The organism is Bacillus sp. BSL6, from assembly GCF_052928345.1.
Map to the genome: position 1 here is coordinate 331,592 of NZ_JAVGCW010000004.1, position 21,951 is coordinate 353,542.

Here is a 21,951-nt window from a genome sequence, read left to right on the forward strand (position 1 = left end):
GGTATCTATCTCCTACCAATTCGTTTCATCAACATGAACAGAGTAAATAAATTACTTAGTTAGGAGCAGGCAAATGGAAAGTACGATCGGTATCGATGCTGGAGGAACATTAACAAAAATTGCTTATTTAAACGAAAAAAAGAAATTAACTTTTGAAAAATTTTATTCAAATGAACAAGATAAAATAATAGATTGGCTTAAGAAGCAAACTAGTATAAAACAAATATGTATTACTGGTGGTAAAGCGAAACAATTACAGCAACTACTTTCAAACTCATATAAAATAGTAGAACTAAACGAATTTGAAGCTACTCTTGTAGGTGTCCGATACATATTAGAAGAAGAAAAATATGATATAAACAACTTTGTTTTAACAAATATCGGTACAGGTACCTCCATTCATTACATTTATAATGACCGATATATTCGCGCTGGTGGAACCGGTGTTGGCGGAGGTACTATTATGGGACTTTCAAAATTATTAACAAATATAGATCATTTTGAAGATGTGATTCCTTTAACAAAAGTGGGTTCTAGAAAAGATTTAGATATTACAGTTGGAGATATTTATGGTGGGATTCTCTCCCCTATTGATAATAGTTTAACTGCAAGCAATTTTGGTAAAGCCGCTACTATAGAATCAAATTATAATAACTCAGATATACTTGCTACTGTACAAGGACTTGTCGGTGAAGTCGTTACTGCATTAAGCCTTCAATTCGCTGAAACAAAAAACATTGACCATATTATTTATATTGGTTCAACTCTATGTAATAACATACACCTTCAAAATATTATTAGTAGCTACACAAAATATCAAAATAAAACACCTGTTTTTTTACAAGATGGTGGTAATAGCGGTGCGATTGGTGCTTTACTTCATGTTACGAATAAAAAAAGCTGACTTTTGTCAGCTTTTTTGCAACGGTACTTCAAATTCAATAATTGATTCCCCGTTCTCTCCAATTCGCTCTACACTAATTCTATCAATTACACATTGTAACTTTTCAGGTAAACTATGTATATCCTTGGCTACTTCAGCAGCTAACTCCGCGCTTTCTTTTCTCCCAACTGTTACATGCGGTAAGTAAGGAATATCTTCTTTCAAAAATTGTATTAAAGGTCCTGTATACAGCATATCATGTAGTTCTTCTATTGGTTTTCTTCCTCCCTCCACTTCAAAAAACAAATAGTTTCCTACATTAGTGATATGATTTGCAAACTCAACTTCAATTTCCCCTACCCCTTTTGATAAATTTAAAATATGAGATTTTAATGCATCACTTGAAATATTACTCTTAAATGGAAATACGATTGTTATATGCGGTGGAATTAATCCAAATAAAGGATCATGTTTTTGCCTAATGTTCTCTATTTTATCGATGGACATGTTATTTAGAAAGAATAAAATGGTACGCATTTTTATCCCCCTCTACTTTCCTTCATTTTAATAATTATCATATTCTACAACAACATTGTACTTCAACAAATTGTTTTGCTTACATGTAAAAACAAGAAAACTTCTCGAGTGAGAAGTTTTCATATAGCATGGTTACTATTTTCCCGCCAAACTTTCCTAAACTTTATATAACAGGCAATTCTCCAAGGAATAATATACGATACTGCAACGATGTAAAATAATAAACCAATCGTTTGCTGATCTAAGTCAACAATATATTGTCTTGAACCGTATCTCAAAACAACAAGTGCAATAAAAGTAATTAAAAAGGCAGCACTTTTTTTCGTATAAATATTCCCATCATCTCTTCGTTCATAATTCGTTAAAACTATAAGCGGCACAGCAAAAAGTACACCAATGAATACCGCTATAATTACTTGTAATATAGCTGGATGTACTGGACCAAAAAACCATAAAACACCTGGTGTTAAAAATAATAATGGCCACAAAATACGTTTTCCCGATCCCTTTATTGGCTTATACATAGAACGATAACGACGCCAAAATATTAGTAGTGCAATGCATAAAAAGACTTTAATTAGTGAGGATGTGTCTCCCATTTAATCTTCCTTCTCCCTTAAATTAAATGTATTTAAATTGTATCTTCAAATGAAACCTTACGAATAAATAGTGCGCTTATTACAATATATATGAAAATAAGTACTATCGAAACTGATATAAAATGAGGTATTTCTAGTAACATTTTACTATTAATAAACACCAATTCTTTTATTCCTATCCCTGCATACATTGTACTAGCCAATCCAAATAAAAATATTATACTAAAGGCTAATCCGAACCAATTAAATCTTTTCTGAAAAATGATTGTTGATTGGAATAAACAAGCTAATGTACTATAAAATATGAACTGCACAAAGAATTGTTCAATTGCATATGATCCTAAATTTATCTGTTCTGTTTTATAAAATGTACCTTGTAAAAATAAAATTTGAAGACCTGAAAACAATGCTGATTGCAATAAAATAAAACATATTGAACCCATCAAGAATTGCAACCTAGTGACACCGAACGAGACGACCGTAGGGAAAATATCAAGTTGAATAAGAAACATACTTATCACAATAAACATTACGATTGCAATTGATGAATTATTAAAGATATCGTGTAAAAATGCTACCTTTATTCCCTTTAAATCCGTTGCTGTCATTGTCCCTTTTATAAGTAATGCTACAGTCCAAAAGGTAAGAATGGCTTTATACTGATATTTTATATGTAACTTCAACTGTTTCATTAACATCGTCATTTCACTTCACCACCCGTTATATGAATAAATAGTTTTTGTAATGTAATTCTATCAATTGCTAAACCTTCTTTTTCAAGAGAGTAATAATCTTCATTAGAAAGTTCTTTCCATATAACAGCAATCCCCTTATTTCCATAAACTTCTCGGTTTATTACTTTTTTATTGCTTGAAAACTCATCCACTTTATCTTTTTTTCCTGAAATAATATGACCTTGTTGTAGCAATTCTTCCACTGATGATTGAACAACCAATCTTCCTTCTTTTATGATGATTACATCTTCAATAATATGAGTTACTTCTTCTACTAAGTGGGTTGATAATATAATTGTTCGTGGATATTCACCGTAATCTTCTAGTAGTAAACTATAAAACAACTCACGATGCGCTGCGTCTAAACCTGTAGTTGGTTCATCAAAAATAGTAATTGGTGATCTACTTGCTAATCCTTGAATAATACCGACAACTGTTTGCATTCCGTGTGATAATTTATGGTATTTTTCTTTCAAATTAAGCTGAAATTTCCTAGCAAGTTCTTCAGCAAACTTTTGATCCCAGTTTTTATAAAACATGTTACATAAATTAAAAATTTCTTTAACTTTATTATTTAAATAAGCAGCTTCTTTCACTTTAACAAAACAAATATTTTGCATCGCTTTACTATTCTCAAAAACATGTTCGCCAAATATTGATACGCTTCCACTACTTGAAGTAATTTGGCCTGCAAGTAAATTTAATAGTGTCGTTTTTCCTGCTCCGTTTCTACCGAGCAAACCATATATTTTATGCTCTTCCAATGAAATCGTTACTTCATTTACTGCTACTTTCTTTTTGTATTTTTTCGTTATATCTTTCGTTTCAAGTGCAATCATCCCTCGTTCCCCTCCTTCGTAATTTTTTGAATCATATCCATCAATTCATCTTTTGATATTTCTAGCACTTTTGCTTCTTCCCACACTTTCGGTAAATATTCGGTCATAAAAGTGTTTTGTCTTTTTTTTAGTACGACTTCTTTCGCTCCCTTTGCAACAAACATCCCGATCCCTCTCTTTTTATATAAAATCCCTTCATCCACTAATACGTTTACCCCTTTAGCTGCAGTAGCTGGATTTATTTGTAACATCTTCGCAAATTGATTTGTTGATGGAACTTGTTCTTCTTCAAGTAATATGTCTTTTAAAATATCTGATTCAATCGTTTCTGCAATTTGCAAGTATATTAATTTATTTTGCTCCAGAGTAGATTTCATAATTTCACCACCTTAGGTTCATAGGTTCATTACTTATGTAATTAACCATATCACATAAAAATGTATATTTCCATAAATTTCTTTTATAAAAAAAGAGAGTCATTCGTTTAAGAATAACTCTCTTTCTAAAATTTTGAAGTTTCAACTCTAACTCTTAAATTCTTTTCATTTATACCATTTTGACAAAAATTAAATTTTTGTCCCTTTATAGACTTTGTACGATCTACAACTTGCCCTAAATGATAACTTGTGTGCTCCACTAAATGTAATAAACTATGAAGGTCAATATGTCTTTTTTCTCCACATGCTTGTATATATGTTTTTCCCCATTCATCAAATACTTCTTCAACGTACTGTAGCAAAAGTTCAGTACGTTGTCGCTTTACTGGAAAATACTCCTCAATTCCCTTTTCAAAGACTATATTTGAATTTTTATAACGACTAGTATTTCTCTGTATATGTTCACAAATATGTAGTATAATTCCACCAATTGAATTCACAAAATCCCCTTGTTTCCATAAATCTTCTTCACTAACGAACTGAATTGCCTGTACTAACTTAGGTAAATAATGAGCCTGCATTCTATGATAAGAAATTTTGTATACTAACTCCATCTTTGTCCCTCCAATTATTTCGACTACTTTACTGGATGTTTAACAAATAAAGATTTTCGGAAATCTTTATCATTCACAAGCCTATTAATTTTTTCGTTATTATCATTAAGGAACTTTACTACTTTCTTTTTATCCCATATATTATCTTCTTTTGGAAAATCATTAAAATTTTCATACAATGTTGGTAGTATTTCTTCTCTTTTTATCGTAAACTTTTTATTTTCCACTTGAAACTCGTAGCTTTTCGCATTTGGTACTAAAATCGCTAAATAAATAATGTTAAAGAGAAAATTCTTCTCCATCGTATCCTTACCATCAAACCAATACGTCTCAACCATGTCTTCTGTAAGGGGGCCATTCCCTTTTGTACCATAGTTCACCTTTATACTTTCATTCTCTAAACTTACACTTTGAAATGTTTCACCACCGGGTAAATGATTAACAATTGCAACTATATCTGAGTTATTCCCAACGTATGTCCCCGCATATTTCTTAAAATCACCAGGTTCAACATCGGATATTTCTTTTATCCTTTCTCCTTTAGAACAAGCAGTAATACATAAAAAAATTGTTAGCATAACAACTACATTACGATGCATATATTTCATTTAGCATCCCCCATTTTTATCGATATTTCGTTAATTACAATACACCTTATCAAAACCCTTTAAAATATACGCATTTTAATCAAAATTAAAAATTTTCATTTTTTATGTTTACAATTATCCATTAATTGTATATACTTACTAACGTAAGAAAAATATTCTAAAAGGAGGTCGAAGGAAATGATGAAATTACAATTACATGCTTTAACTTTAGCGTTAACTGCACCTGTGTTTTCTGGACAATTAAATATGAATTCGACCACCCTAATGGAGAATTGAAAATCGTACTTTATTTCTATTAATTCATAAATTCGCCACAGGAGGTCGTATACTTTCCTGTGGCTTTTTCACGCCTGGCCATAGGAGAACTATATCTTCCTGTGGCTTTTTTGTGCGATTTTTTAGTCTCTTACATTATTTTTTAAAGAAAGGAGCAACATTCGATGACTATTAGCGTATTGTTTTTAAGTATTACGATTCAAAGAAATAAAATTTCTAAAGATGAAATGTTTCATAATGAGCGAATAGAAAAAGCTATGAATGATGTTAAGGAGCGCCAAGCACTTTATTGTGATCACATGTAATTCCTTTTCGAAAGGAGGAATTCATTTATGACTTTTCATATTTTCTTTTTTACGACTGTACTTCAGAAAAATACTTTAACTGAAGCTGAAATCATTCGTAAACAACAATTAAAACAACTGACTGATAAAATGACTGACATTAAAAGTTCATACTATACGCACATGTATTAAAAATATATTTTTAAGGAGAAATACCTTTATGAAATTTAAAGCATTCTTTTTAACGATTACGATTCAAAAACGTAAACTTTCACAGAATGAGATTTTACGTGAACAACACATTCAAACTATTATGGACGAAGTAAAAGAGCGTCAAGCCTCTTATTACACACGCCTTTTCTAAATTAATTATAAAGGAGCAATGCCTTCATGAAATTTAAAGCATTCTTTTTAACCATTACGATTCAAAAACGTAAACTTTCACAGAATGAGATTTTGCGTGAGCAACACATTCAAACTATTATGGACGAAGTAAAAGAGCGTCAAGCTTCTTATTACAGCCGTCTTTTCTAATAAACTTATAAAGGGGTAATATGTAATGAAATTTAAAGTATTCTTTTTAACCATTACGATTCAAAAAACTAAGTTCTCCGACAGTGAAATATTGCATGATCATCAAATTAATAAAGCTATGGAAGATGTAAAAGAACGTCAAAGTCACTACTGTAGCCATCTATAATTCCTTTCGAAAGGAGAAATGTATCATGAAGTTTCACCTTTTCTTTTTAACAATTACAATCCAGAAAGAAATCTTTTCTGAAGATGAATTAAAGCAAGAGCAACAATACAAAAAGATTATGGACGAAATTCGAGATCGTAGAAGCCAATACTACTCTCACCTATAATCCTTTAAAAATATAAAACTTGAAAGGAGTCGATTATGATGTTGATAGCACGCTCTAGGGAAATGATTTGGATAGTTCAGAGGGATTCCACATAGTTTTATCGGGTCTATATCATACAACTTTACCGTTATATTTGATATGTAATAAATATATAATAAGATTGCATTCGTACACTTTTCAACATTGATTAATAAACAAAGATACACCACTTAAAAAGCGGTGTATCTTTCTAAACATATACTATTTTCGATTACTTCGTTTCGTCTTAAACAGTCTCACTAAGTTCGATACAACTGTTTTCGTTACTGCATAAACTGGTACCGCCAAGATCATTCCGATAATTCCCGCAAAGTTACCTACCCCTAAAATTAAAATAATAATTGTTAACGGATGGATATTTAATTTTGAACTCATAATACGCGGTGAAATGATGTTACTTTCAAATTGTTGTACAATTGTTACGATAATAATTACGTACAACGCTTGCATCGGAGATACGAACAAACCTACAATAACAGCTGGTGCTGCACCGATAAATGGACCTAAGTTAGGAATTATATTTGTAAATGCAGCTATAATTCCTAAAACAAAAGCGTACGGTAAATCGATAATTAAATAACCGATAAAAGTAAAAGCACCTACAAATATACAAACGAGCGCTTGCCCTTGAATATATGCAGATAATGTTTCGTTCGTTTCCTTAATGATACGAAGCCCTTCTTCACGGTATGACTCTGGTAATAAACTTACTGCTTTTCCTGGAAACGCATGTCCATCTTTAAACATATAAAATAAAATGAACGGTACTGTAAAAATAACTAATGCGACGTTCGTTATGATACCAAATAAAGCCGTTGCACTCGACGTAATTGTGTTTGGTATATCCTTTAAGTATTCAATTGCATTTTTTTCAATTGTTTCAATGGAAACATAGTTTTGTGTAGATAACCATTCAAACAATCTATGATGGGATAAATCTTGTATGTATAGTTTTCCCTCTTTTATATAGCCTGGCATATTTTTCACTAAATCCATTAGCTGTTGTGAGATCGTTGGAACAACTACCCCAACGCCAACTGCAGTTAATGTTATGATAAAAAGATATAACAGTAAAATCGCTAAATTTCTAGGTACTTTTTTATCCTCCAAAAAGACTAATACCGGATTAAATATGAAGTATAAAAATAACGCGATTAAGATTGGGAAAAACAGCGTTGATATGAAGATACCAATCGGTTGAAATAGAAACGATATTTTTGTGCAAATAAATATGATCGCTACAACCATTAGCACTTCTAATGTCCAAAAGTGCACTTTCGATTTCAAAAAAACGTCCTCCTTTAAACTAGCACTTCTCTTCATTGTACCAAAATAAGTAACAATTTCACATAATATTTTCCTTTACAATATTCCAAAATACCAATAAATACACTACAATGAGATTACATACAAATTTGCAGGTAAAGGTGATAAAAATGACACAATGCATCATTTGCAGAAAAGATACGAAAGAACTTAGTGAACAATATGTCATCCCAGAAATATTATGTGGATATTATTTCACAAACTCAATTTGTGATACTTGTTATGAACAAATGACAACAAATATTGATCGCCCCTTAATCCGGCATAAATTAAGTCAGTTTAAGATTGAACACATGAAAAAACAAATTGACTCCCCGCTCTATACGAATGAGCATGGTGAGGAACTTGCGGCCGCTGAGACAGATGTTGTTGAAGTAAGCGATGAAATACTTTATTCCAATGCATTAATTATGAAACTATGTAAAAAGCACGATATTTCACTACATAACGAAATCTGGAAAGAAGAACGTGTAACAAAAGTAGCTAGCTCTATTCAACGTGAATTACTTTTAGATAACCGTAAGTATAAAATGAGTGTATTAAAAATGGCTTATACTTTCGCTGTACAAGCAGTCAATGGCTATTTTGAAGATCCAGATGCGATTGATATTTCTAGCATCCTATCGAATGCCGACTTCATGGAATTAAAAGAAAAGAGCATTGTTCGTGATTTAAGCAAAAGTTCTTTATGGAATACATTAAATACAAATAGCGAAAACCACTACTTTATTTTATTGAGTGATAAAGATGGACTGTTCTGTTTCATTCGTCTATTTGATATTTTTGATGTTGTCGTTCATTTATCAGAAAAAAGATATGAACTTCCTTCACCAATTGTCGGCGTAAATGATGTAAATAAGCAAGAATTTTACGTTCAAACTTTAAAACAGTATATGGACGGACTCTTTAAAGAAAAATCACCTTCTATTTAATCACAAAACAGAACATACGGTCTCCTTTCTTGATGAAAAGACACTGTGTTATAATAAGTATGAAAAGAACAATACAATCACATAAACCAATTATAAATTGTATATAAATAAAAAAAGACTAGTGTGCGGCTACACACTAGTCCACGTAACTTAGCAGATTGGATTGTTCATTTATCCTATTTGTTTCTTACAAACAAAACAACCCACATTCTATCGGCATAGGTGGGTTGTTATTTTTTGAGCTTGTCTATTAAAACGACGACGAACGTTAACAATGCAACGAGAAACAGTCCACCTTGCAGTAACAACGCTATTTCACTCACTTATTATCACCCCCCTTCTACTTGGAGAAGTGATAATTGAACAACCAACCATACCTTAAGTTACTATTTAATTTTACCATATTTTCTGATAGTTTACGATGAAAACCCGCAAGTGATTTACTTGCGAGTTTTTTTATCCCGTATTAACAGGCAGTAAATAAAATGGAGTAAAGCATAGGTGAAACTGCCTGTAAATACCCGATTGGTTCAACTAATAATCCTTTGGGACAATTCATCCAAAGGATTAAAGTTTCACTTTATTTCTCACTATTTTTTTAATGCATATGCATCAGCTATCATTTCACCAACAATTTTATTTTCTTGTTTCTTATCTTCTTTCAATAAAGGAAATAACAGTTCGGCCACTTCATATGCCTCTTCTAAATGAGGATATCCTGATAAAACAAATGTATCAATTCCTAACGCTTCATATTCTTTTATTCTATTTGCTACTGTATGCGGATCTCCAACAAGCGCAGTGCCCGCACCACCTCTTACAAGCCCGATGCCAGCCCATAAGTTAGGACTTATCTCTAGCGACTCCCTTGTTCCTTTATTTAAATGTGTCATTCGTTTTTGTCCCACTGAATCATATCTTGCAAATGTCTTTTGAGCAAGCTCAATTGTCTCATTATCTACATATTGAATTAAACGTTCTGCCTCTTCCCATGCTTCTTCTTCTGTTTCTCTTACAATTACGTGTAACCTGATGCCAAATCGTACTGAACGCCCCTTCTCTTCTGCCAGTTTTCTTACTTCCTCTATTTTCTCCTTCACTTGCTCTGGCGGCTCGCCCCACGTTAAATATACATCACTATGTTCTGCTGCAACTTCCTTTCCAGCAGCGGATGATCCTCCAAAATATATAGGAGGGTATGGCGTTTGCACTGGCGGGAACACAACTTTACTTTCCGTAACTTTAATATGTTTTCCTTCTAAAGAAAATGTTTCACCTTGCAATGTCGATTTCCAAACTTTTAAAAACTCATCAGCTGATTCATATCTTTCATCATGCTCAAGATACAATCCATCTCCTTGTAATTCAACTGGATCTCCTCCAGCGACTACATTAATAAGTAACCTTCCGTCTGAAATTCTATCAAATGTAGATGCCATCCTTGCTGCAACTGTCGGTGACATTAGTCCCGGTCTAACTGCTACTAAAAATTTTAGCTTTTCTGTCTCAGCTGCAAGAGCTGACGCTAACACCCATGGATCTTCACAACCTTGACCAGTTGGAAGTAATACACCTGTATATCCTAAATAATCAGCTGCCTGTGCAACTTGTTTATAATAACCATACTCAGCTGCTCTTCCTCTCTTTGTTGTACCTAAATATCTACCATCTCCATAAGCCGGAATAAACCATAATAATTCCATTTTTTTTGCACACCCCTTTATTATTTTGAAACGTATATTAAAGCACTCTATATAAATTACCCCTAATAATTTATATGTTAATTTCCTATCTCGCCTTTAAAATTATCTCGCCATCTTAAAAACTTCACTTCTAGTAAACGTACGAGTGAATCCGAAAACTTCCCAACGAATGCAAAGATAATAATACCGACAAATACAATATCTGTATTTGAAAATTGCCTTGCATCCATAATCATATAGCCAATACCTTCTGTAGATCCCATAAGTTCTGCGACTACTAAACTCACCCATGCAACTCCTAATGATAATCTTGCCCCAAGTAATAGGTTTGGCAATGCTGCCGGTAAAATTAGTTTTGTAATTAATTTTCTTTTACTAAACTCTAACACTCTCGCAACATCAAATAACTTTGAATCTACACCTCGTATTCCTAGAAACGCGTTTACGTATAAAGGAAAAAATGCACCATCTGCAATTAATAACACTTTTGATGTTTCCCCAAAACCGAACCATAATACGAAAAGCGGTGCAACAGCTAAGTGAGGCACAGTTCTTAACATTTGTACTGACGGATCTAAATATTGCTCACTTCTCGTTGAAAATCCAACAATTGTTCCTAAAATAATTCCTAAACTCCCGCCAATAAAGAAACCAGCCGCAGCCCTGAATACACTAATACTTACATGACCGAATAACTCTCCTGTTTTTATAAGTTCTTGAAAAGCTAAAAATATATCTAGCGGCGTTGGTAAAACTGTTTTAGAAACTAGACCGAATACGCCGGCCAATTGCCAAATTATTAATATAATAATTGGTATAGTAATTGCCCTTATCAAAAATTTGATATTCGTCTTCTGTACTTTCTTTACATTGTTTTTCTCAATCGTTATACTCGCCCTTTTAATAACCGCTTTCGTATTCTCCAATTTATACAACCTCTTTTCACTTTGCCTTTAACGCTTTTTCTACGAAAGAATTATCTACAACTTTATCTGTCTTAATTTCTTTCTTTATAGAACCAAGCTTATATTGAAAATCTGCTGTCTGTTGCTGTTCTGCAACTATTTCTTTCGTTACCGGAACTAAGATGGGTTTGTCGTGATGAAACACTTCTTTTACAATATCTGCATCTATTTTCTTTGCAGAAGTGTATATTTTTATTGCTTCATCCAAGTTTTCATCTTGCCATACACGTGCTTTTTCATATACTTTAAGGAATTTCTCCACTAATTCTGGATGCTCTTTCGCAAATTTTGTTCTCGCAATTAAAAACTCTGGAGAAGATACATTTAATTGTTCACCATCTGTAATCACCTTCGCTCCTTTATTTACCGTATGTAACGATATGAAAGGATCCCAAATTGCCCATGCATCTACTGATCCTGATTCAAATGCTGGCTGCGCTTCATCTGGTTGTAACTGAATGACATTTACATCTTTCGCATTGATACCTTCTTTATCAAGCGCTCGATACAATAAATTAAATGCGCTACTTCCTTTTGCTACTGCGATTTTTTTACCTTTTAAATCTTTTACACTCATAATCTTGCTATCTTTTTGTACAAGAATCCCTGTTCCTTTTCTCGCATAACTTGTATTAGCAATTTCGGTAAATTCAATACCTGCTGCTTGCGCGGAAATAACTGGAGAATTGCCAACTTCACCAAAGTCTAATCGATTTGATGCAATCGCTTCAAAATAAGGAGGACCGCTTTGGAATTCTGTCCATTTCACCTTAACTCCTTCTTTTTTAAACTCCTCTTCAAACCATCCCTTTTTCTGCGCGAGTAATAGTGGACTTAATCCTTGCTGAATACCAATTTGTACTGTTACATCTTCCTTCTTACTACTTGCTGTACTTTTCTCACATCCGAATAAAAATAAAGAAATAGCTAATGCAAAAGAAAGAACTTTAAATTTTTTATACATAAATACTCACCTTCTCCCTATAAACTTGTTTGAATCAATCCTCCATACTCAAACTGCTGTAATACTTTCTTTCGAATTTCTTGGAATGACTCCGAAGTTTTACTACGCGGATAAGGTAAATTATTTTCAATTACTTTATGTATTTTTCCAGGCTTTGCACTCATGATGACAATTCTGTTTGAAAGATATATTGCTTCGTCTATATCATGTGTAACGAATATCATTGTCGTCTTTTTTTGTTCCCAAATATTGAGCAGTACTTCTTGCAAATGACTTCGGGTAAATGCATCCAGTGCTCCAAATGGTTCATCAAGTAATAATACATTAGGATCTCTTAGCAACGCTCTTGCAATCGCAACACGTTGTGACATCCCGCCTGATATTTCTTTCGGATATGATTTTTCAAAACCATCTAACCGAACAATTTCAACCCATTCCTTTACCTTATCCTTCACATACTTATCTTTTAATGACAAATCAGCTGCAATGTTTTCTTCAACTGTTAACCACGGAAACAGACGATGCTCTTGAAATATAAATCCTTGCTTCTTACTCGGTTTTGTTATGCGCTCCCCATCAATAATGATTTCACCTTCAAAATCGTTGTCTAAACCAGCAACAATTTTTAATAATGTACTTTTCCCGCAACCACTCGGACCAATTACTGTAACAAAATCCCCTTTTTCTAATTGAAAATTAATATTCTCTAATACTTGAACAGTATCAGTTTGCTTCGAAAAATATTTTGATACCTCATTAATTGAAACAGTCACTTCTTCCCCTCCTTGAAATGATTCATCTAAATGAATAGATTCAGTATTTATGTAATAAAAAAAACCAAAGGCATTTTATCAATAGATAAAATGCCTTTGGTTTCTCCAATCAGCAATACGTTATGGAATTAACTACATATTATACAAATATTTCCGATAAGTCAACTAGGTTTTATTAAAAAATACATATGATTCGTTTAAATATCCTTATTGTTATTTATATAAAAATTATTTTTTATGGTTCTTAATCCACTGTAACCAATAAGAAAACTCACATGCCAAATGCATTTGATGCGATTTAATAAGACTATTAGGACAAAGTGCCGGAAACTCTACAACTAGACTTACTTCTATACCAGTATCTGTATCTTTGAATTGATGTCGAACTCCACCAATAGTAGTACCGTCTTTCATACGTGCAACACCTGTTGATTGGTATTGATAAGACTTATCTCTAGGTGTCTTTAATCCTGTTTCGTCACCAAAAACAATAAAAAATTGAACTGGAAATGGAGAATTACCAGTAGTTTCGATAACCTCCAATTCATTTTCCCCAAAGGGTCTTAGTACGTAGTGATCTGGACAGGCTGATAAATTCACTTGATTATTTTCATCTGATTGTTCAAGCATAAAACTATCAATTCCATTTATCGCCTCTTCTGCTGTAATCCCATCTAAATAAATATTTGTTTTTGAAAATTTTCGTCTATCACCAGATAAAGCAGTACAAATAAGCATACCCATTTCACTTAATTTAAGTTTAGATTTTAACTTATCATACATTTCATTGTATGAATAATTTAATTTTAGTTCTGTTAGTTTTTTTATCATAACGTCTGTATCATTTAATTCTGGCTCTTTATGTCCTAATGTATTGAAAACTTTTTTCATACGTTCTTTTTTCCACTTTGTAAGTTGTTCATTCGAAATATTGTTTCCATCAATCATGATCTTCATATACATTCTCCTTCTCTTTGATCATATCGTAGTGTATTTAATACTAAATTAACCATTTCTTGCTTCGTGTCTAGATTCAAATTCACCTCTGAATGAGCAATACTGCTAAGACCGTATAAAATAAATCCTGATGCTAATAATGAGTTATCAGTATTAAAAATCCCAGTTTTCACCCCTTCTTCGATTACTTGTCGAATTAATGGCTGCATTCGCATAAATAATTTCTGTTCCAGTTGAAAATGTTGTTCCGTCTGAAACGAACTCACATTTTTATAGGGTGCTAATTTTTCGATAAATGTCCAAAATATATTTAGAGAATCTTTCAGCTTTTGCATGACAGACCGTTCATTAGAAATAAGTATTTCTTCAATTAACTCCATATTTTTCACAATAAAATCATTTAATACTTCATCAACAAAATTCTCTTTAGACTTGAAGTAATAATAAAATAAGCCCGTTGCTACACCAGCATGATTCACAACATCTTTTATGCCAAATCCTTTCATACCATTTTTCATATATAGTTCAAAACCAATATCCATCAACTCTTGCCTTCTAACATCTGGTTCTTTCGATATTCTTTTCATATGTTATCTCCTATTATGTTTTTTCTGCGACTGAATCTGATTCAATCATAAACGACTGAACTGTATTCAGTCAATATTAATTTCCACAAAAAAGAGTAATCCCAAGAAATATACATCTAACCTTAAACTTATCAAAAAAGTTAGATTATATAACTTGAGACTACTCAATTTCATTAAACACGTATTCTATTTTCAAATCGATTACAATTTAGTTTAACCTCACTCTTTCTGTTTCTACAATCATTTGAGGAAGGGTCTTTTGAATGATTTCCTCTAATACATTAAGAGCTTCATTCACATAACCATCCTCAAACTCCTCTAAAGACTCAGGCAACTCATCCTCATCTAAAATAAAATATTCTCCGCTTGGAAGTACCAAAATATCAATAATTAAGTCTTCAAATGACACTAGTTCATCTGTTATTTGCGTATTTTTTACAACATTAAAATAAGAGCCTACATACGTTCCATTCTTATCTCTCCATATGTATAAATTGTACGGACGATTTTCCCAATAGTATGCAATGGTGTAACTTCCTTTTGAGATTGTTAAACTCGCACGATGTGCAGTCATTGTAAATGAATACTGAACCTCATGAAATAGCACGATACTTTGCAACTGCTTTTCAAGTAATAAACAAGTGTGTTCTACTGTTGTCGAGTCATATCTTATTTTTCTTTCTATAATTTCACTTTTTGGTGTTAGTAATTTATTCATTCTTTGTTTCCCCTTATGCTATTTCTAGCTTTATTATATCGGTTTATATAGTCATAAAGAAGTGTTTGGTCTCCAAGTATACAATAAAACTCCCTCTTATTTTAGAAGGAGTTTTTCACTGTCCATGTTTCATATTTTTTTACTTCTAATGGAAGCTCATTTGTTTTCAGCCACTCTACTGCACTACATACAAGCGGAGATGAATTGTCTTCTGTAATGCTTTCTATAGAAACCCATCTCGCTCCTAAAGAATCTTGACCTTCAAATTGTTTTGGTACTATGATTTTCCCTGCACTCTTTTCAACTTCATACAAAACTGCAATATGGTGTACATGTGTATAATCTTTAAACTTTGAAGGGTATTGAAAATCAACCGTACCTACTTGCTTTATAACCTTTACTTCTAATCCAGTTTCTTCTTTACATTCCCTATGGAGTGCCGATAACAGCGACTCCTCTTCATATAAGCTCCCACCAGGTAGATCATATCTATTCTTATATGGACCTTTTGATTTATCGATTACTAATATATTATTATTTTCGATACAAATACCGTACACACCAAACACGCGATGAAAATTAATAGCATTACCCATGTTTTAATTTCTCGGTAACTGCATCATAAAACTTCCGTTCCTCATCAACATTTAAGTGAACGTGACTTACTGTTTTAGAAAATCCATATAACAATTGTGCTTTTATTGGCTCTTTGAGTATGATTTCAAATGTTGGAGGTTCCTTTATAAATTCCATCACCGTTGCGTCAAGAAGCTCTTTCTCTTTCTTTAAAAGTTCTCCTTTATAAAACGTAATCTTATCAATTTGTGCAAATGGTATAATGATTTTCTTTCCTAATCCAATTTGAATAATTATTTTTTCTTCCGTAACAATAATTGGATTTTTACGCATTGCTTGTATTTCAGCTAAAAAATAAAACATTGCATATACGTTTAAAATAAGTAACACCCATGCTACAACTGGATTCCATTGATGAAACAAATAATGAAAACCAATACTTTCTATTAAAGTCGCATGGATGATCATAATATATACACCTATTGCACCAGTCTTTTTGTGATATGAGTATACGCATTCACCTTCTGGCACTTTTTCACGCCACGATAAAAATGCATAATAGATTAACTTACACTCTGTTACAATGATATCTACTAATTTATTTCTTTTCATAGTGGTGTCAAACGCTGCATCAATTGCATAAGAAAATGAAGAATACTCACTTTTATATTCTTTATATTTTTTTATTATGTTAGGGAGCTTTCTAACAATTTTATATAGAAGGAATAACTCAAAACATACAAAAGCAATTTCTCCTGCCACTATAATATAAGAAATGTAAGAAAAAGCTTGTAAATAGTCGCTTGGAATAATAAACCTTGCAAATATATAACCAGCTATTACAACAGGAAATATATACGTTAACGAGTATCTTTTTCGAATGATAAAGAAATACGTAATGACCGGAATTACAATCATACAATCTAGCAAGGAACCAAGTACTACTTCTTTCGGAGCAGCTGGTACAATCGGAAGAGCATATAATAAATAGTTTGATAACAAGATTAAAGATACGAGTCCAATCCAGATACCTTTTCGCCTTCGCGAAAGTGTGACACTCATATGTTCACTCCTCTATTTAAAAAACCTCATTTAAATGATCTTTATAAAATGAAATAGCACGTTCAAATTCTTTAACTTCTTCTACTTTTACGACTGTTTCAAGTAATAATTTCATTGCGGATTCATGATCGTTTACGTTATATTTCGCTAATGACAAAAATACTTTCATCACATCATTATCTGGAAACTGCTGTAATCCTGTTTCTAAAACAGTAATTGCTTTGTCATACTCACCTATACAACGATATGTACTACCAAGGCCAATATAAGCTCCGCAAAGTGACTCACCTTCAAGACCGTTTGCAATTGCCTGTTCATAATACGGCATAGCTTCTGTTTCAAGCCCCATTACATCATGTATCCATGCACATTGATAAAGTACTTCTGCATCCCTCGTAAAATTCGTTAATCCAATGAGTATCTCTTTAGACTGCGCATATTTCTTTTCTTTCCGGAGTTTAATAGCTTGCTTTAATAAATGTTCCATAGAATTCACTCCTCACCAATTATTCTATGTATCCATATTGAATGGTTAACGTTTGTATCAAAGCAAAAAGTTTCGCTTACCAATATATACTATGCGGATTCACTCTTATCCAAATACTTGAAATTATAAAGCAGTAACGTGATTACATAGTACTTCTAACCTTTTGACAATTTCTTTCGCTGTTTCATCTTTTCCATTACATAACTGCCCTTTACCATCTTGTCCAATTACGTAGTGCATTGCTCCGCGCGAATATAAAGAATGTGGTGAATTTGCAATCATTACACTTGCCTTTGCTTCTTCCATTCTATTTTTCGCTCTTTCAAACAGTTCTTCTTCATTTATATCGCTTTCAAGTTTAAAGCCAACGAGTACAGTTTCTGAATCCCACTGTTTTATTTGCTTTAATACTTTCGGTGCCTTTTGAAAATGTATAATTGGCGCTATATCACTTGATATTTTTCCATTCATATCAAGAACGTTGCCCTCTTGATCACAAATTTTGTCCACAACCCAATCAGATCCAGCCGCTGCCATAATAACCGCATCGACTTTTTCATGCGTAATGATACTTTTCATTTTATCTTGTAAATCAACAATTCCTTCAAATGGGTGTAATTCTAATTGATTGTTTATATCATTCGGTTTCTCCGCAAAATAACCGTGTAAATATATAACATGAGCCCCTTTACTTATAAGCTCTTCCGCGATTATTCTTCCAATTGTTCCTTTTGCCATATTTGTATGTCCGCGTACTTGATCCCATTTTTCTAAACAACCACCGCTTGTAATTAATACCTTTTTCCCCTTCATCGTAACCATCCCTTACTAATTTTTCTTACGAAACCATTCTGTTCCAAAGTCAACTATATCACGTTGTTTCATAAGACGGCACTTTGCGTTTCCTATTTTCCCCATTGTTACGGTTCCCTTTTGCTCAAACTCTACACCGATTTCTACAAATTTGTCAGAATCGTAATCCATATCAACAAATTCTTTCCATACTCTTTCACCATTTTCTATAATCGGTGCCCCTACTTTTATTAACTCACATGCCCCAGAACGTACTTCTGATAAATGTACAGAAGTATTGGAATCATATCCAACACCAATTAATAATATGTATCCGTCTAGATCGTATATTTTTCTTAATGGAGATTCTTCTCCTAAACTCATCGATAGTGACTGATTTACCGTTATTTCTTCTGCATGTCTTCCCCATGCAGCAAAGCTTCCTAATGGATGGTTACTACGTACTACATTCGGATATGTACGAAAACATTCAACTATTTCCCCCATGCCTCTTGTTGGTGTTATTCGTGGATCATAAGCTGGGACATTATCACGGATAATCTGCCACCAATCTTCAGGAACAGGCGGTCTTGACCAATGTTTCGGATCGGATAAATCTGAAGATTGCGTTGGCATAATGAGTGTTCCTTCTTCTGTAATAACATTCATTAACGCCTCTACTACTGCAACTGCTCCGCCTGATATCCAGCCAATGGAACTTAACGAAGAATGTACAATAACCGTCATTCCTTTTTCTAACCCTAATTTTCTTAAATCATTTGTAATTGTTTTGATTGTATTTGGCAATGCTGTACTTGCCACTATGTCATTCATTTTCACGATTGTTCCCCCATTTGTTTTAAACTACTACATACATATATTATCATATTTTTCTTAATTTTTAACTTAATCGTTTTTATCTATGCAAAAAATGAAGGCGTTACATCAAAAACATAAAAACACTATATACAAACAAAGAGCTCACCAAAAATGATAAGCTCTTTGTTTCATTTATCCTTCAATTGTAACTCCAGTAAACATCGATAAATTTCCTGTTATTTTCTCACCTACACGTAAAAATAAACCAGCAGCTCTCCCGCTAATACAGTGTGAACCAATTAATAGTTTACCAGTATACGGACCGTCCCACGTGTCAATTGTATAGTCTGGCATTTCTATGTATTGCTGATATATTTTCCGCTGTTCAAAGTAATACTCTGTTTTATCTTCAGCTAATAGTTCATTATTTTCGTATATAGATACTCCTCCACCTTCACGGCCGTATAAAGGTTTAGAAACATAGGATTCATTTCTTTCTATAAACGGTTTATTTGTAAAATATGTTGGTAGGAAGTATTTCTGAATGATTCCCCGCTCCTCTTCCTTAAAGAAAACTTCTTCTTCGTAAAGTTGCCAAATTAATGCGAGTACACTTTTATTTTGCATAAGAAAAGCAGCTGGTGGATTAATGATTTTCACTCTGCCTTGCGCTATATGATCTAAAAACTGGAGTCCAATTCTTTTCCCGCTTTTATCAGCATCTGAAACTAAATATTCAATTGGATATAGTCTATATAAATAATGAATTCTCTCACCATTTGGCGTATATATACCATCATCTGCCACGACGATATCTTGTATACCTATATAATCCGTTGACTGATCTAAACAATAGCTTCTTAAAAATTGAACCGTTTGATGGTCTTCATCATGCCAATCATAACTCGTAAAATAAATCGTTTCTCTAGGATCTATACTATAGTCATGTTTAATTTGTTCCCACGCCTGCACAATATGCTCTTCTATATGATTTGGATGATTTACATCGTGATAACGGCATAATACTTCATTTGCGACAGATGGCTCTAAATAACCTGTGGGTGTATCACAATTTACTTCTATTAACTTTATATCTTCACCATTTACGATAAAGTCAAACCTTGTAAAATATGAAAACAAACCTGTATGTTTCATTCTCGCAATTTCCCACGTTTCAGCTGGAAATCCTAATTTTTGAAAATCTTTTGTCGTATTGAGAATGTATTGATATGTTCTATATAGCACATACATAATTTCTTCTGTCGCTTTTGAAATAGCAGTATAAGTTTTTATTGGCATACGATACATACCTGTGGCCATATATTGATTCCATTCTTCATTTTCTAATAGACTCGGCCAAGTAAACCCATTCCGGCCAGCCTCTTCTGCAAGTGAAAACCATACTTTCATATAATCTTTCTGTGCTTGTTCTGTATACATTACTCCATTATCCTTTCATTTTAGGATCCTGCTGGCGCTTTTGCATTCCCAATCCCACTAGAACCAGAATTCACTTTCGGCGTTTGTGTCGTAGATGATTTCGGCGCATTTGTATCTGGTGTTACTTTATTTGATGGATTTGGCTGCTGTTTATTTAAATCTACTTTATTGGAAGAATTACTATTGTTACTGTTAGTTCCGCCGTAATACCCTCCACCACCACTGCCACCAGTTCTACGCTCATCTTTTTCACGATAAGGAATAATATTGTTCGTATATGGTTTCTTCAGTACATTTGGTTTTGCTGAATAATTCATATTTGAGGTTCTGCTTGCTAATAAATATCCTGCAACGAACGGCAGTATCGGTAAATGCGAACTTTCATGATAAGAAGAAAATGACGGATTATTTTCCTTACATAACTCATCTTTTTCTACATTTTCATTAGTCGGGGCTTTATCATCACAATTTAATGTTTCTTGTTCATTTTCTTGTTTTGCACCATCTGTTTTAACAGCATTATTTTCTTGCTGGGCAGTATCTTCTTCATAATCCCCACAGCCCGTTAATAAAAAAGATGATACGCCTATTGAAGTAGCAATTTTTATAAATTTACTTTTATCCATTCTCATGTGTTATACACCCATCTTCTTTTATCTATATTTTTCCAGATAACTATATTATATAATGTTATTATTACTTTTTTCAAACCATACTCAATATGTATATTTTCATTGCTCCTTTTCCAAGTAACAATGAAATCTTTCAACTCCTGGATATTTTTCTCCTAAACTTCTAACCTGAAAACCAATTCTTTTATAAAATTCTACCGCCTCATCGTCTGTCTCTGCTTCTAGATACATCAATTGATGCATTCTTAATACTTCCTTTATCATTTGCCACGCAATTCCATTATGACGATATTGTGGAACGACTGCTATATGACAAATTCTCGCTTTCTTTGCTCCGATTATTTCAATACCTATGCAAGCCTTTTCTTCATATCTATGCAAAGTCGCTTTATTCCTTTCATAAAATAAAACTGCTTTCTTTAAGCTAGTTTCACTTGGTCCGACTGCATATTATAGTACATTTAAAATAGAATCTTTCTCAATTTGTTCAACATGTTGCAAATTCATTTCTTCATCCCTTTCTACGAAAAAAGATTAGCTCTTTATAAAAAGAGCTAATCTC

31 protein-coding genes and 1 pseudogene are annotated in these 21,951 nt (G+C 32.8%); 8 read left to right on the forward strand and 24 right to left on the reverse strand.

The window, feature by feature from the left end; all coding sequences use genetic code 11:
- Positions 1-73 precede the first annotated feature (73 nt).
- Positions 74-904, forward strand: a complete 831-nt coding sequence (coaW, locus tag RCJ96_RS15870; RefSeq protein WP_416504627.1) for a type II pantothenate kinase — start codon at positions 74-76, stop codon at positions 902-904.
- Between the two features lie 6 nt (positions 905-910).
- Here coaW and RCJ96_RS15875 read toward each other — a convergent pair whose 3' ends face one another.
- From RCJ96_RS15875 to RCJ96_RS15905, 7 genes are all read right to left on the reverse strand, one after another.
- Positions 911-1,420, reverse strand: coding sequence for a 2'-5' RNA ligase family protein (locus RCJ96_RS15875; RefSeq protein WP_074610013.1), 510 nt, complete (start codon positions 1,418-1,420; stop codon positions 911-913).
- 119 nt (positions 1,421-1,539) lie between these two features.
- Entirely contained in the window at positions 1,540-2,019 is a 480-nt protein-coding gene (locus tag RCJ96_RS15880; protein ID WP_416504626.1) for a CcdC family protein, read from the reverse strand.
- Between the two features lie 32 nt (positions 2,020-2,051).
- On the reverse strand, positions 2,052-2,723 hold the full coding sequence (locus RCJ96_RS15885) for a DUF4052 family protein (RefSeq protein WP_074610010.1): 672 nt from the start codon (positions 2,721-2,723) through the stop codon (positions 2,052-2,054).
- Complete coding sequence (locus RCJ96_RS15890) at positions 2,720-3,592, reverse strand: ABC transporter ATP-binding protein (RefSeq protein ID WP_164690861.1); 873 nt, start codon at positions 3,590-3,592, stop codon at positions 2,720-2,722. The genes RCJ96_RS15885 and RCJ96_RS15890 overlap by 4 nt, the downstream gene beginning before the upstream one ends.
- The gene (locus RCJ96_RS15895; RefSeq protein ID WP_074610006.1) at positions 3,589-3,969 is read right to left on the reverse strand and encodes a GntR family transcriptional regulator; all 381 of its coding nucleotides are present in this window, start codon (positions 3,967-3,969) and stop codon (positions 3,589-3,591) included. Before RCJ96_RS15895 ends, RCJ96_RS15890 begins: the two co-directional genes overlap by 4 nt.
- A 125-nt stretch (positions 3,970-4,094) precedes the next feature.
- Positions 4,095-4,583, reverse strand: coding sequence for a DinB family protein (locus RCJ96_RS15900; protein ID WP_446699814.1), 489 nt, complete (start codon positions 4,581-4,583; stop codon positions 4,095-4,097).
- A 23-nt stretch (positions 4,584-4,606) separates the two neighbouring features.
- Positions 4,607-5,191 (reverse strand): DUF4825 domain-containing protein, encoded by a 585-nt coding sequence (locus RCJ96_RS15905; protein WP_074610002.1) that lies wholly within the window; start codon positions 5,189-5,191, stop codon positions 4,607-4,609.
- 440 nt (positions 5,192-5,631) lie between these two features.
- Between RCJ96_RS15905 and RCJ96_RS15910 the strand changes: the two genes are divergently transcribed.
- Genes RCJ96_RS15910 through RCJ96_RS15935 form a run of 6 tightly spaced genes read left to right on the forward strand, consistent with a single transcriptional unit; the run spans position 5,632 to position 6,617 of the window.
- The gene (locus tag RCJ96_RS15910; protein WP_074610000.1) at positions 5,632-5,772 is read left to right on the forward strand and encodes a YrzI family small protein; all 141 of its coding nucleotides are present in this window, start codon (positions 5,632-5,634) and stop codon (positions 5,770-5,772) included.
- Between the two features lie 27 nt (positions 5,773-5,799).
- Positions 5,800-5,943: a YrzI family small protein gene (locus RCJ96_RS15915; protein WP_029438701.1), complete on the forward strand. Its 144-nt coding sequence runs from the start codon at positions 5,800-5,802 to the stop codon at positions 5,941-5,943.
- 28 nt (positions 5,944-5,971) lie between these two features.
- The gene (locus tag RCJ96_RS15920) at positions 5,972-6,115 is read left to right on the forward strand and encodes a YrzI family small protein (protein ID WP_074562549.1); all 144 of its coding nucleotides are present in this window, start codon (positions 5,972-5,974) and stop codon (positions 6,113-6,115) included.
- A gap of 26 nt (positions 6,116-6,141) precedes the next feature.
- Entirely contained in the window at positions 6,142-6,285 is a 144-nt protein-coding gene (locus RCJ96_RS15925; RefSeq protein WP_000668976.1) for a YrzI family small protein, read from the forward strand.
- Between the two features lie 25 nt (positions 6,286-6,310).
- Complete coding sequence (locus tag RCJ96_RS15930; protein ID WP_000669812.1) at positions 6,311-6,451, forward strand: YrzI family small protein; 141 nt, start codon at positions 6,311-6,313, stop codon at positions 6,449-6,451.
- A 25-nt stretch (positions 6,452-6,476) separates the two neighbouring features.
- Complete coding sequence (locus tag RCJ96_RS15935; protein WP_071728872.1) at positions 6,477-6,617, forward strand: YrzI family small protein; 141 nt, start codon at positions 6,477-6,479, stop codon at positions 6,615-6,617.
- Between the two features lie 240 nt (positions 6,618-6,857).
- Here RCJ96_RS15935 and RCJ96_RS15940 read toward each other — a convergent pair whose 3' ends face one another.
- On the reverse strand, positions 6,858-7,943 hold the full coding sequence (locus RCJ96_RS15940; RefSeq protein ID WP_000837884.1) for an AI-2E family transporter: 1,086 nt from the start codon (positions 7,941-7,943) through the stop codon (positions 6,858-6,860).
- A 149-nt stretch (positions 7,944-8,092) separates the two neighbouring features.
- On the opposite strand from RCJ96_RS15940, the gene RCJ96_RS15945 reads away from it, so the two are divergent.
- Positions 8,093-8,914, forward strand: a complete 822-nt coding sequence (locus RCJ96_RS15945) for an HNH endonuclease (protein ID WP_074609998.1) — start codon at positions 8,093-8,095, stop codon at positions 8,912-8,914.
- 230 nt (positions 8,915-9,144) lie between these two features.
- On the opposite strand, the gene RCJ96_RS15950 is transcribed toward RCJ96_RS15945, so the two are convergent.
- The 16 genes and pseudogenes from RCJ96_RS15950 to RCJ96_RS16025 form a co-directional block, all read right to left on the reverse strand.
- A complete protein-coding gene (locus RCJ96_RS15950; RefSeq protein WP_001289320.1) occupies positions 9,145-9,237 on the reverse strand; it encodes a putative holin-like toxin in 93 nt (30 codons plus the stop codon).
- Between the two features lie 267 nt (positions 9,238-9,504).
- Positions 9,505-10,617 carry an FMNH2-dependent alkanesulfonate monooxygenase gene (gene ssuD, locus RCJ96_RS15955; RefSeq protein WP_074609996.1) on the reverse strand — a complete coding sequence of 371 codons (1,113 nt, stop codon included), beginning with the start codon at positions 10,615-10,617 and terminating at the stop codon, positions 9,505-9,507.
- Between the two features lie 77 nt (positions 10,618-10,694).
- On the reverse strand, positions 10,695-11,543 hold the full coding sequence (locus RCJ96_RS15960; protein ID WP_000432113.1) for an ABC transporter permease: 849 nt from the start codon (positions 11,541-11,543) through the stop codon (positions 10,695-10,697).
- A 16-nt stretch (positions 11,544-11,559) separates the two neighbouring features.
- Complete coding sequence (locus tag RCJ96_RS15965; RefSeq protein ID WP_416504625.1) at positions 11,560-12,546, reverse strand: aliphatic sulfonate ABC transporter substrate-binding protein; 987 nt, start codon at positions 12,544-12,546, stop codon at positions 11,560-11,562.
- A gap of 17 nt (positions 12,547-12,563) precedes the next feature.
- Positions 12,564-13,319: an ABC transporter ATP-binding protein gene (locus tag RCJ96_RS15970; RefSeq protein ID WP_416504624.1), complete on the reverse strand. Its 756-nt coding sequence runs from the start codon at positions 13,317-13,319 to the stop codon at positions 12,564-12,566.
- A 228-nt stretch (positions 13,320-13,547) separates the two neighbouring features.
- On the reverse strand, positions 13,548-14,276 hold the full coding sequence (locus RCJ96_RS15975) for a hypothetical protein (protein ID WP_416504630.1): 729 nt from the start codon (positions 14,274-14,276) through the stop codon (positions 13,548-13,550).
- Positions 14,273-14,863, reverse strand: coding sequence for a TetR/AcrR family transcriptional regulator (locus RCJ96_RS15980; protein ID WP_446699815.1), 591 nt, complete (start codon positions 14,861-14,863; stop codon positions 14,273-14,275). Before RCJ96_RS15980 ends, RCJ96_RS15975 begins: the two co-directional genes overlap by 4 nt.
- Positions 14,864-15,071: 208 nt before the next feature.
- Positions 15,072-15,581 carry a DUF402 domain-containing protein gene (locus tag RCJ96_RS15985; RefSeq protein WP_416504623.1) on the reverse strand — a complete coding sequence of 170 codons (510 nt, stop codon included), beginning with the start codon at positions 15,579-15,581 and terminating at the stop codon, positions 15,072-15,074.
- A 101-nt stretch (positions 15,582-15,682) separates the two neighbouring features.
- The gene (locus RCJ96_RS15990) at positions 15,683-16,177 is read right to left on the reverse strand and encodes an NUDIX hydrolase (RefSeq protein WP_270795934.1); all 495 of its coding nucleotides are present in this window, start codon (positions 16,175-16,177) and stop codon (positions 15,683-15,685) included.
- Positions 16,170-17,219 carry a hypothetical protein gene (locus tag RCJ96_RS15995; RefSeq protein WP_416504622.1) on the reverse strand — a complete coding sequence of 350 codons (1,050 nt, stop codon included), beginning with the start codon at positions 17,217-17,219 and terminating at the stop codon, positions 16,170-16,172. The genes RCJ96_RS15990 and RCJ96_RS15995 overlap by 8 nt, the downstream gene beginning before the upstream one ends.
- A gap of 16 nt (positions 17,220-17,235) precedes the next feature.
- Complete coding sequence (locus RCJ96_RS16000) at positions 17,236-17,706, reverse strand: tetratricopeptide repeat protein (protein ID WP_071728863.1); 471 nt, start codon at positions 17,704-17,706, stop codon at positions 17,236-17,238.
- A gap of 123 nt (positions 17,707-17,829) precedes the next feature.
- Positions 17,830-18,519: a phosphopantothenoylcysteine decarboxylase domain-containing protein gene (locus RCJ96_RS16005; protein WP_074609979.1), complete on the reverse strand. Its 690-nt coding sequence runs from the start codon at positions 18,517-18,519 to the stop codon at positions 17,830-17,832.
- 15 nt (positions 18,520-18,534) lie between these two features.
- Positions 18,535-19,332: a BA2930 family N-acetyltransferase gene (gene aacC / locus RCJ96_RS16010; protein ID WP_139302890.1), complete on the reverse strand. Its 798-nt coding sequence runs from the start codon at positions 19,330-19,332 to the stop codon at positions 18,535-18,537.
- A gap of 177 nt (positions 19,333-19,509) precedes the next feature.
- Positions 19,510-20,757, reverse strand: coding sequence for a glutathionylspermidine synthase family protein (locus tag RCJ96_RS16015; protein WP_416504621.1), 1,248 nt, complete (start codon positions 20,755-20,757; stop codon positions 19,510-19,512).
- A 20-nt stretch (positions 20,758-20,777) separates the two neighbouring features.
- Positions 20,778-21,389, reverse strand: a complete 612-nt coding sequence (locus RCJ96_RS16020; protein ID WP_416504620.1) for a hypothetical protein — start codon at positions 21,387-21,389, stop codon at positions 20,778-20,780.
- A 99-nt stretch (positions 21,390-21,488) separates the two neighbouring features.
- Positions 21,489-21,896 (reverse strand): annotated as a pseudogene (locus RCJ96_RS16025) (GNAT family N-acetyltransferase).
- Between the last annotated feature and the right edge of the window lie 55 nt (positions 21,897-21,951).

Coding starts and splice junctions, on each gene's coding strand:
- RCJ96_RS15900 (WP_446699814.1), bottom strand. CDS start 4,583: ATGGAGTTAGTATACAAAATTTCTTATCATAGAATGCAGGCTCATTAT.
- RCJ96_RS15985 (WP_416504623.1), bottom strand. CDS start 15,581: ATGAATAAATTACTAACACCAAAAAGTGAAATTATAGAAAGAAAAATA.
- RCJ96_RS15925 (WP_000668976.1), top strand. CDS start 6,142: ATGAAATTTAAAGCATTCTTTTTAACCATTACGATTCAAAAACGTAAA.
- RCJ96_RS16000 (WP_071728863.1), bottom strand. CDS start 17,706: ATGGAACATTTATTAAAGCAAGCTATTAAACTCCGGAAAGAAAAGAAA.
- RCJ96_RS15880 (WP_416504626.1), bottom strand. CDS start 2,019: ATGGGAGACACATCCTCACTAATTAAAGTCTTTTTATGCATTGCACTA.
- RCJ96_RS15885 (WP_074610010.1), bottom strand. CDS start 2,723: ATGACGATGTTAATGAAACAGTTGAAGTTACATATAAAATATCAGTAT.
- RCJ96_RS15990 (WP_270795934.1), bottom strand. CDS start 16,177: ATGGGTAATGCTATTAATTTTCATCGCGTGTTTGGTGTGTACGGTATT.
- RCJ96_RS15980 (WP_446699815.1), bottom strand. CDS start 14,863: ATGAAAAGAATATCGAAAGAACCAGATGTTAGAAGGCAAGAGTTGATG.
- aacC (WP_139302890.1), bottom strand. CDS start 19,332: ATGAATGACATAGTGGCAAGTACAGCATTGCCAAATACAATCAAAACA.
- RCJ96_RS15910 (WP_074610000.1), top strand. CDS start 5,632: ATGACTATTAGCGTATTGTTTTTAAGTATTACGATTCAAAGAAATAAA.
- RCJ96_RS15945 (WP_074609998.1), top strand. CDS start 8,093: ATGACACAATGCATCATTTGCAGAAAAGATACGAAAGAACTTAGTGAA.
- RCJ96_RS15875 (WP_074610013.1), bottom strand. CDS start 1,420: ATGCGTACCATTTTATTCTTTCTAAATAACATGTCCATCGATAAAATA.
- ssuD (WP_074609996.1), bottom strand. CDS start 10,617: ATGGAATTATTATGGTTTATTCCGGCTTATGGAGATGGTAGATATTTA.
- RCJ96_RS15915 (WP_029438701.1), top strand. CDS start 5,800: ATGACTTTTCATATTTTCTTTTTTACGACTGTACTTCAGAAAAATACT.
- RCJ96_RS15905 (WP_074610002.1), bottom strand. CDS start 5,191: ATGAAATATATGCATCGTAATGTAGTTGTTATGCTAACAATTTTTTTA.
- RCJ96_RS15995 (WP_416504622.1), bottom strand. CDS start 17,219: ATGAGTGTCACACTTTCGCGAAGGCGAAAAGGTATCTGGATTGGACTC.
- RCJ96_RS16005 (WP_074609979.1), bottom strand. CDS start 18,519: ATGAAGGGGAAAAAGGTATTAATTACAAGCGGTGGTTGTTTAGAAAAA.
- RCJ96_RS16015 (WP_416504621.1), bottom strand. CDS start 20,757: ATGTATACAGAACAAGCACAGAAAGATTATATGAAAGTATGGTTTTCA.
- RCJ96_RS15920 (WP_074562549.1), top strand. CDS start 5,972: ATGAAATTTAAAGCATTCTTTTTAACGATTACGATTCAAAAACGTAAA.
- coaW (WP_416504627.1), top strand. CDS start 74: ATGGAAAGTACGATCGGTATCGATGCTGGAGGAACATTAACAAAAATT.
- RCJ96_RS15965 (WP_416504625.1), bottom strand. CDS start 12,546: ATGTATAAAAAATTTAAAGTTCTTTCTTTTGCATTAGCTATTTCTTTA.
- RCJ96_RS15895 (WP_074610006.1), bottom strand. CDS start 3,969: ATGAAATCTACTCTGGAGCAAAATAAATTAATATACTTGCAAATTGCA.
- RCJ96_RS16020 (WP_416504620.1), bottom strand. CDS start 21,389: ATGAGAATGGATAAAAGTAAATTTATAAAAATTGCTACTTCAATAGGC.
- RCJ96_RS15930 (WP_000669812.1), top strand. CDS start 6,311: ATGAAATTTAAAGTATTCTTTTTAACCATTACGATTCAAAAAACTAAG.
- RCJ96_RS15890 (WP_164690861.1), bottom strand. CDS start 3,592: ATGATTGCACTTGAAACGAAAGATATAACGAAAAAATACAAAAAGAAA.
- RCJ96_RS15935 (WP_071728872.1), top strand. CDS start 6,477: ATGAAGTTTCACCTTTTCTTTTTAACAATTACAATCCAGAAAGAAATC.
- RCJ96_RS15975 (WP_416504630.1), bottom strand. CDS start 14,276: ATGAAGATCATGATTGATGGAAACAATATTTCGAATGAACAACTTACA.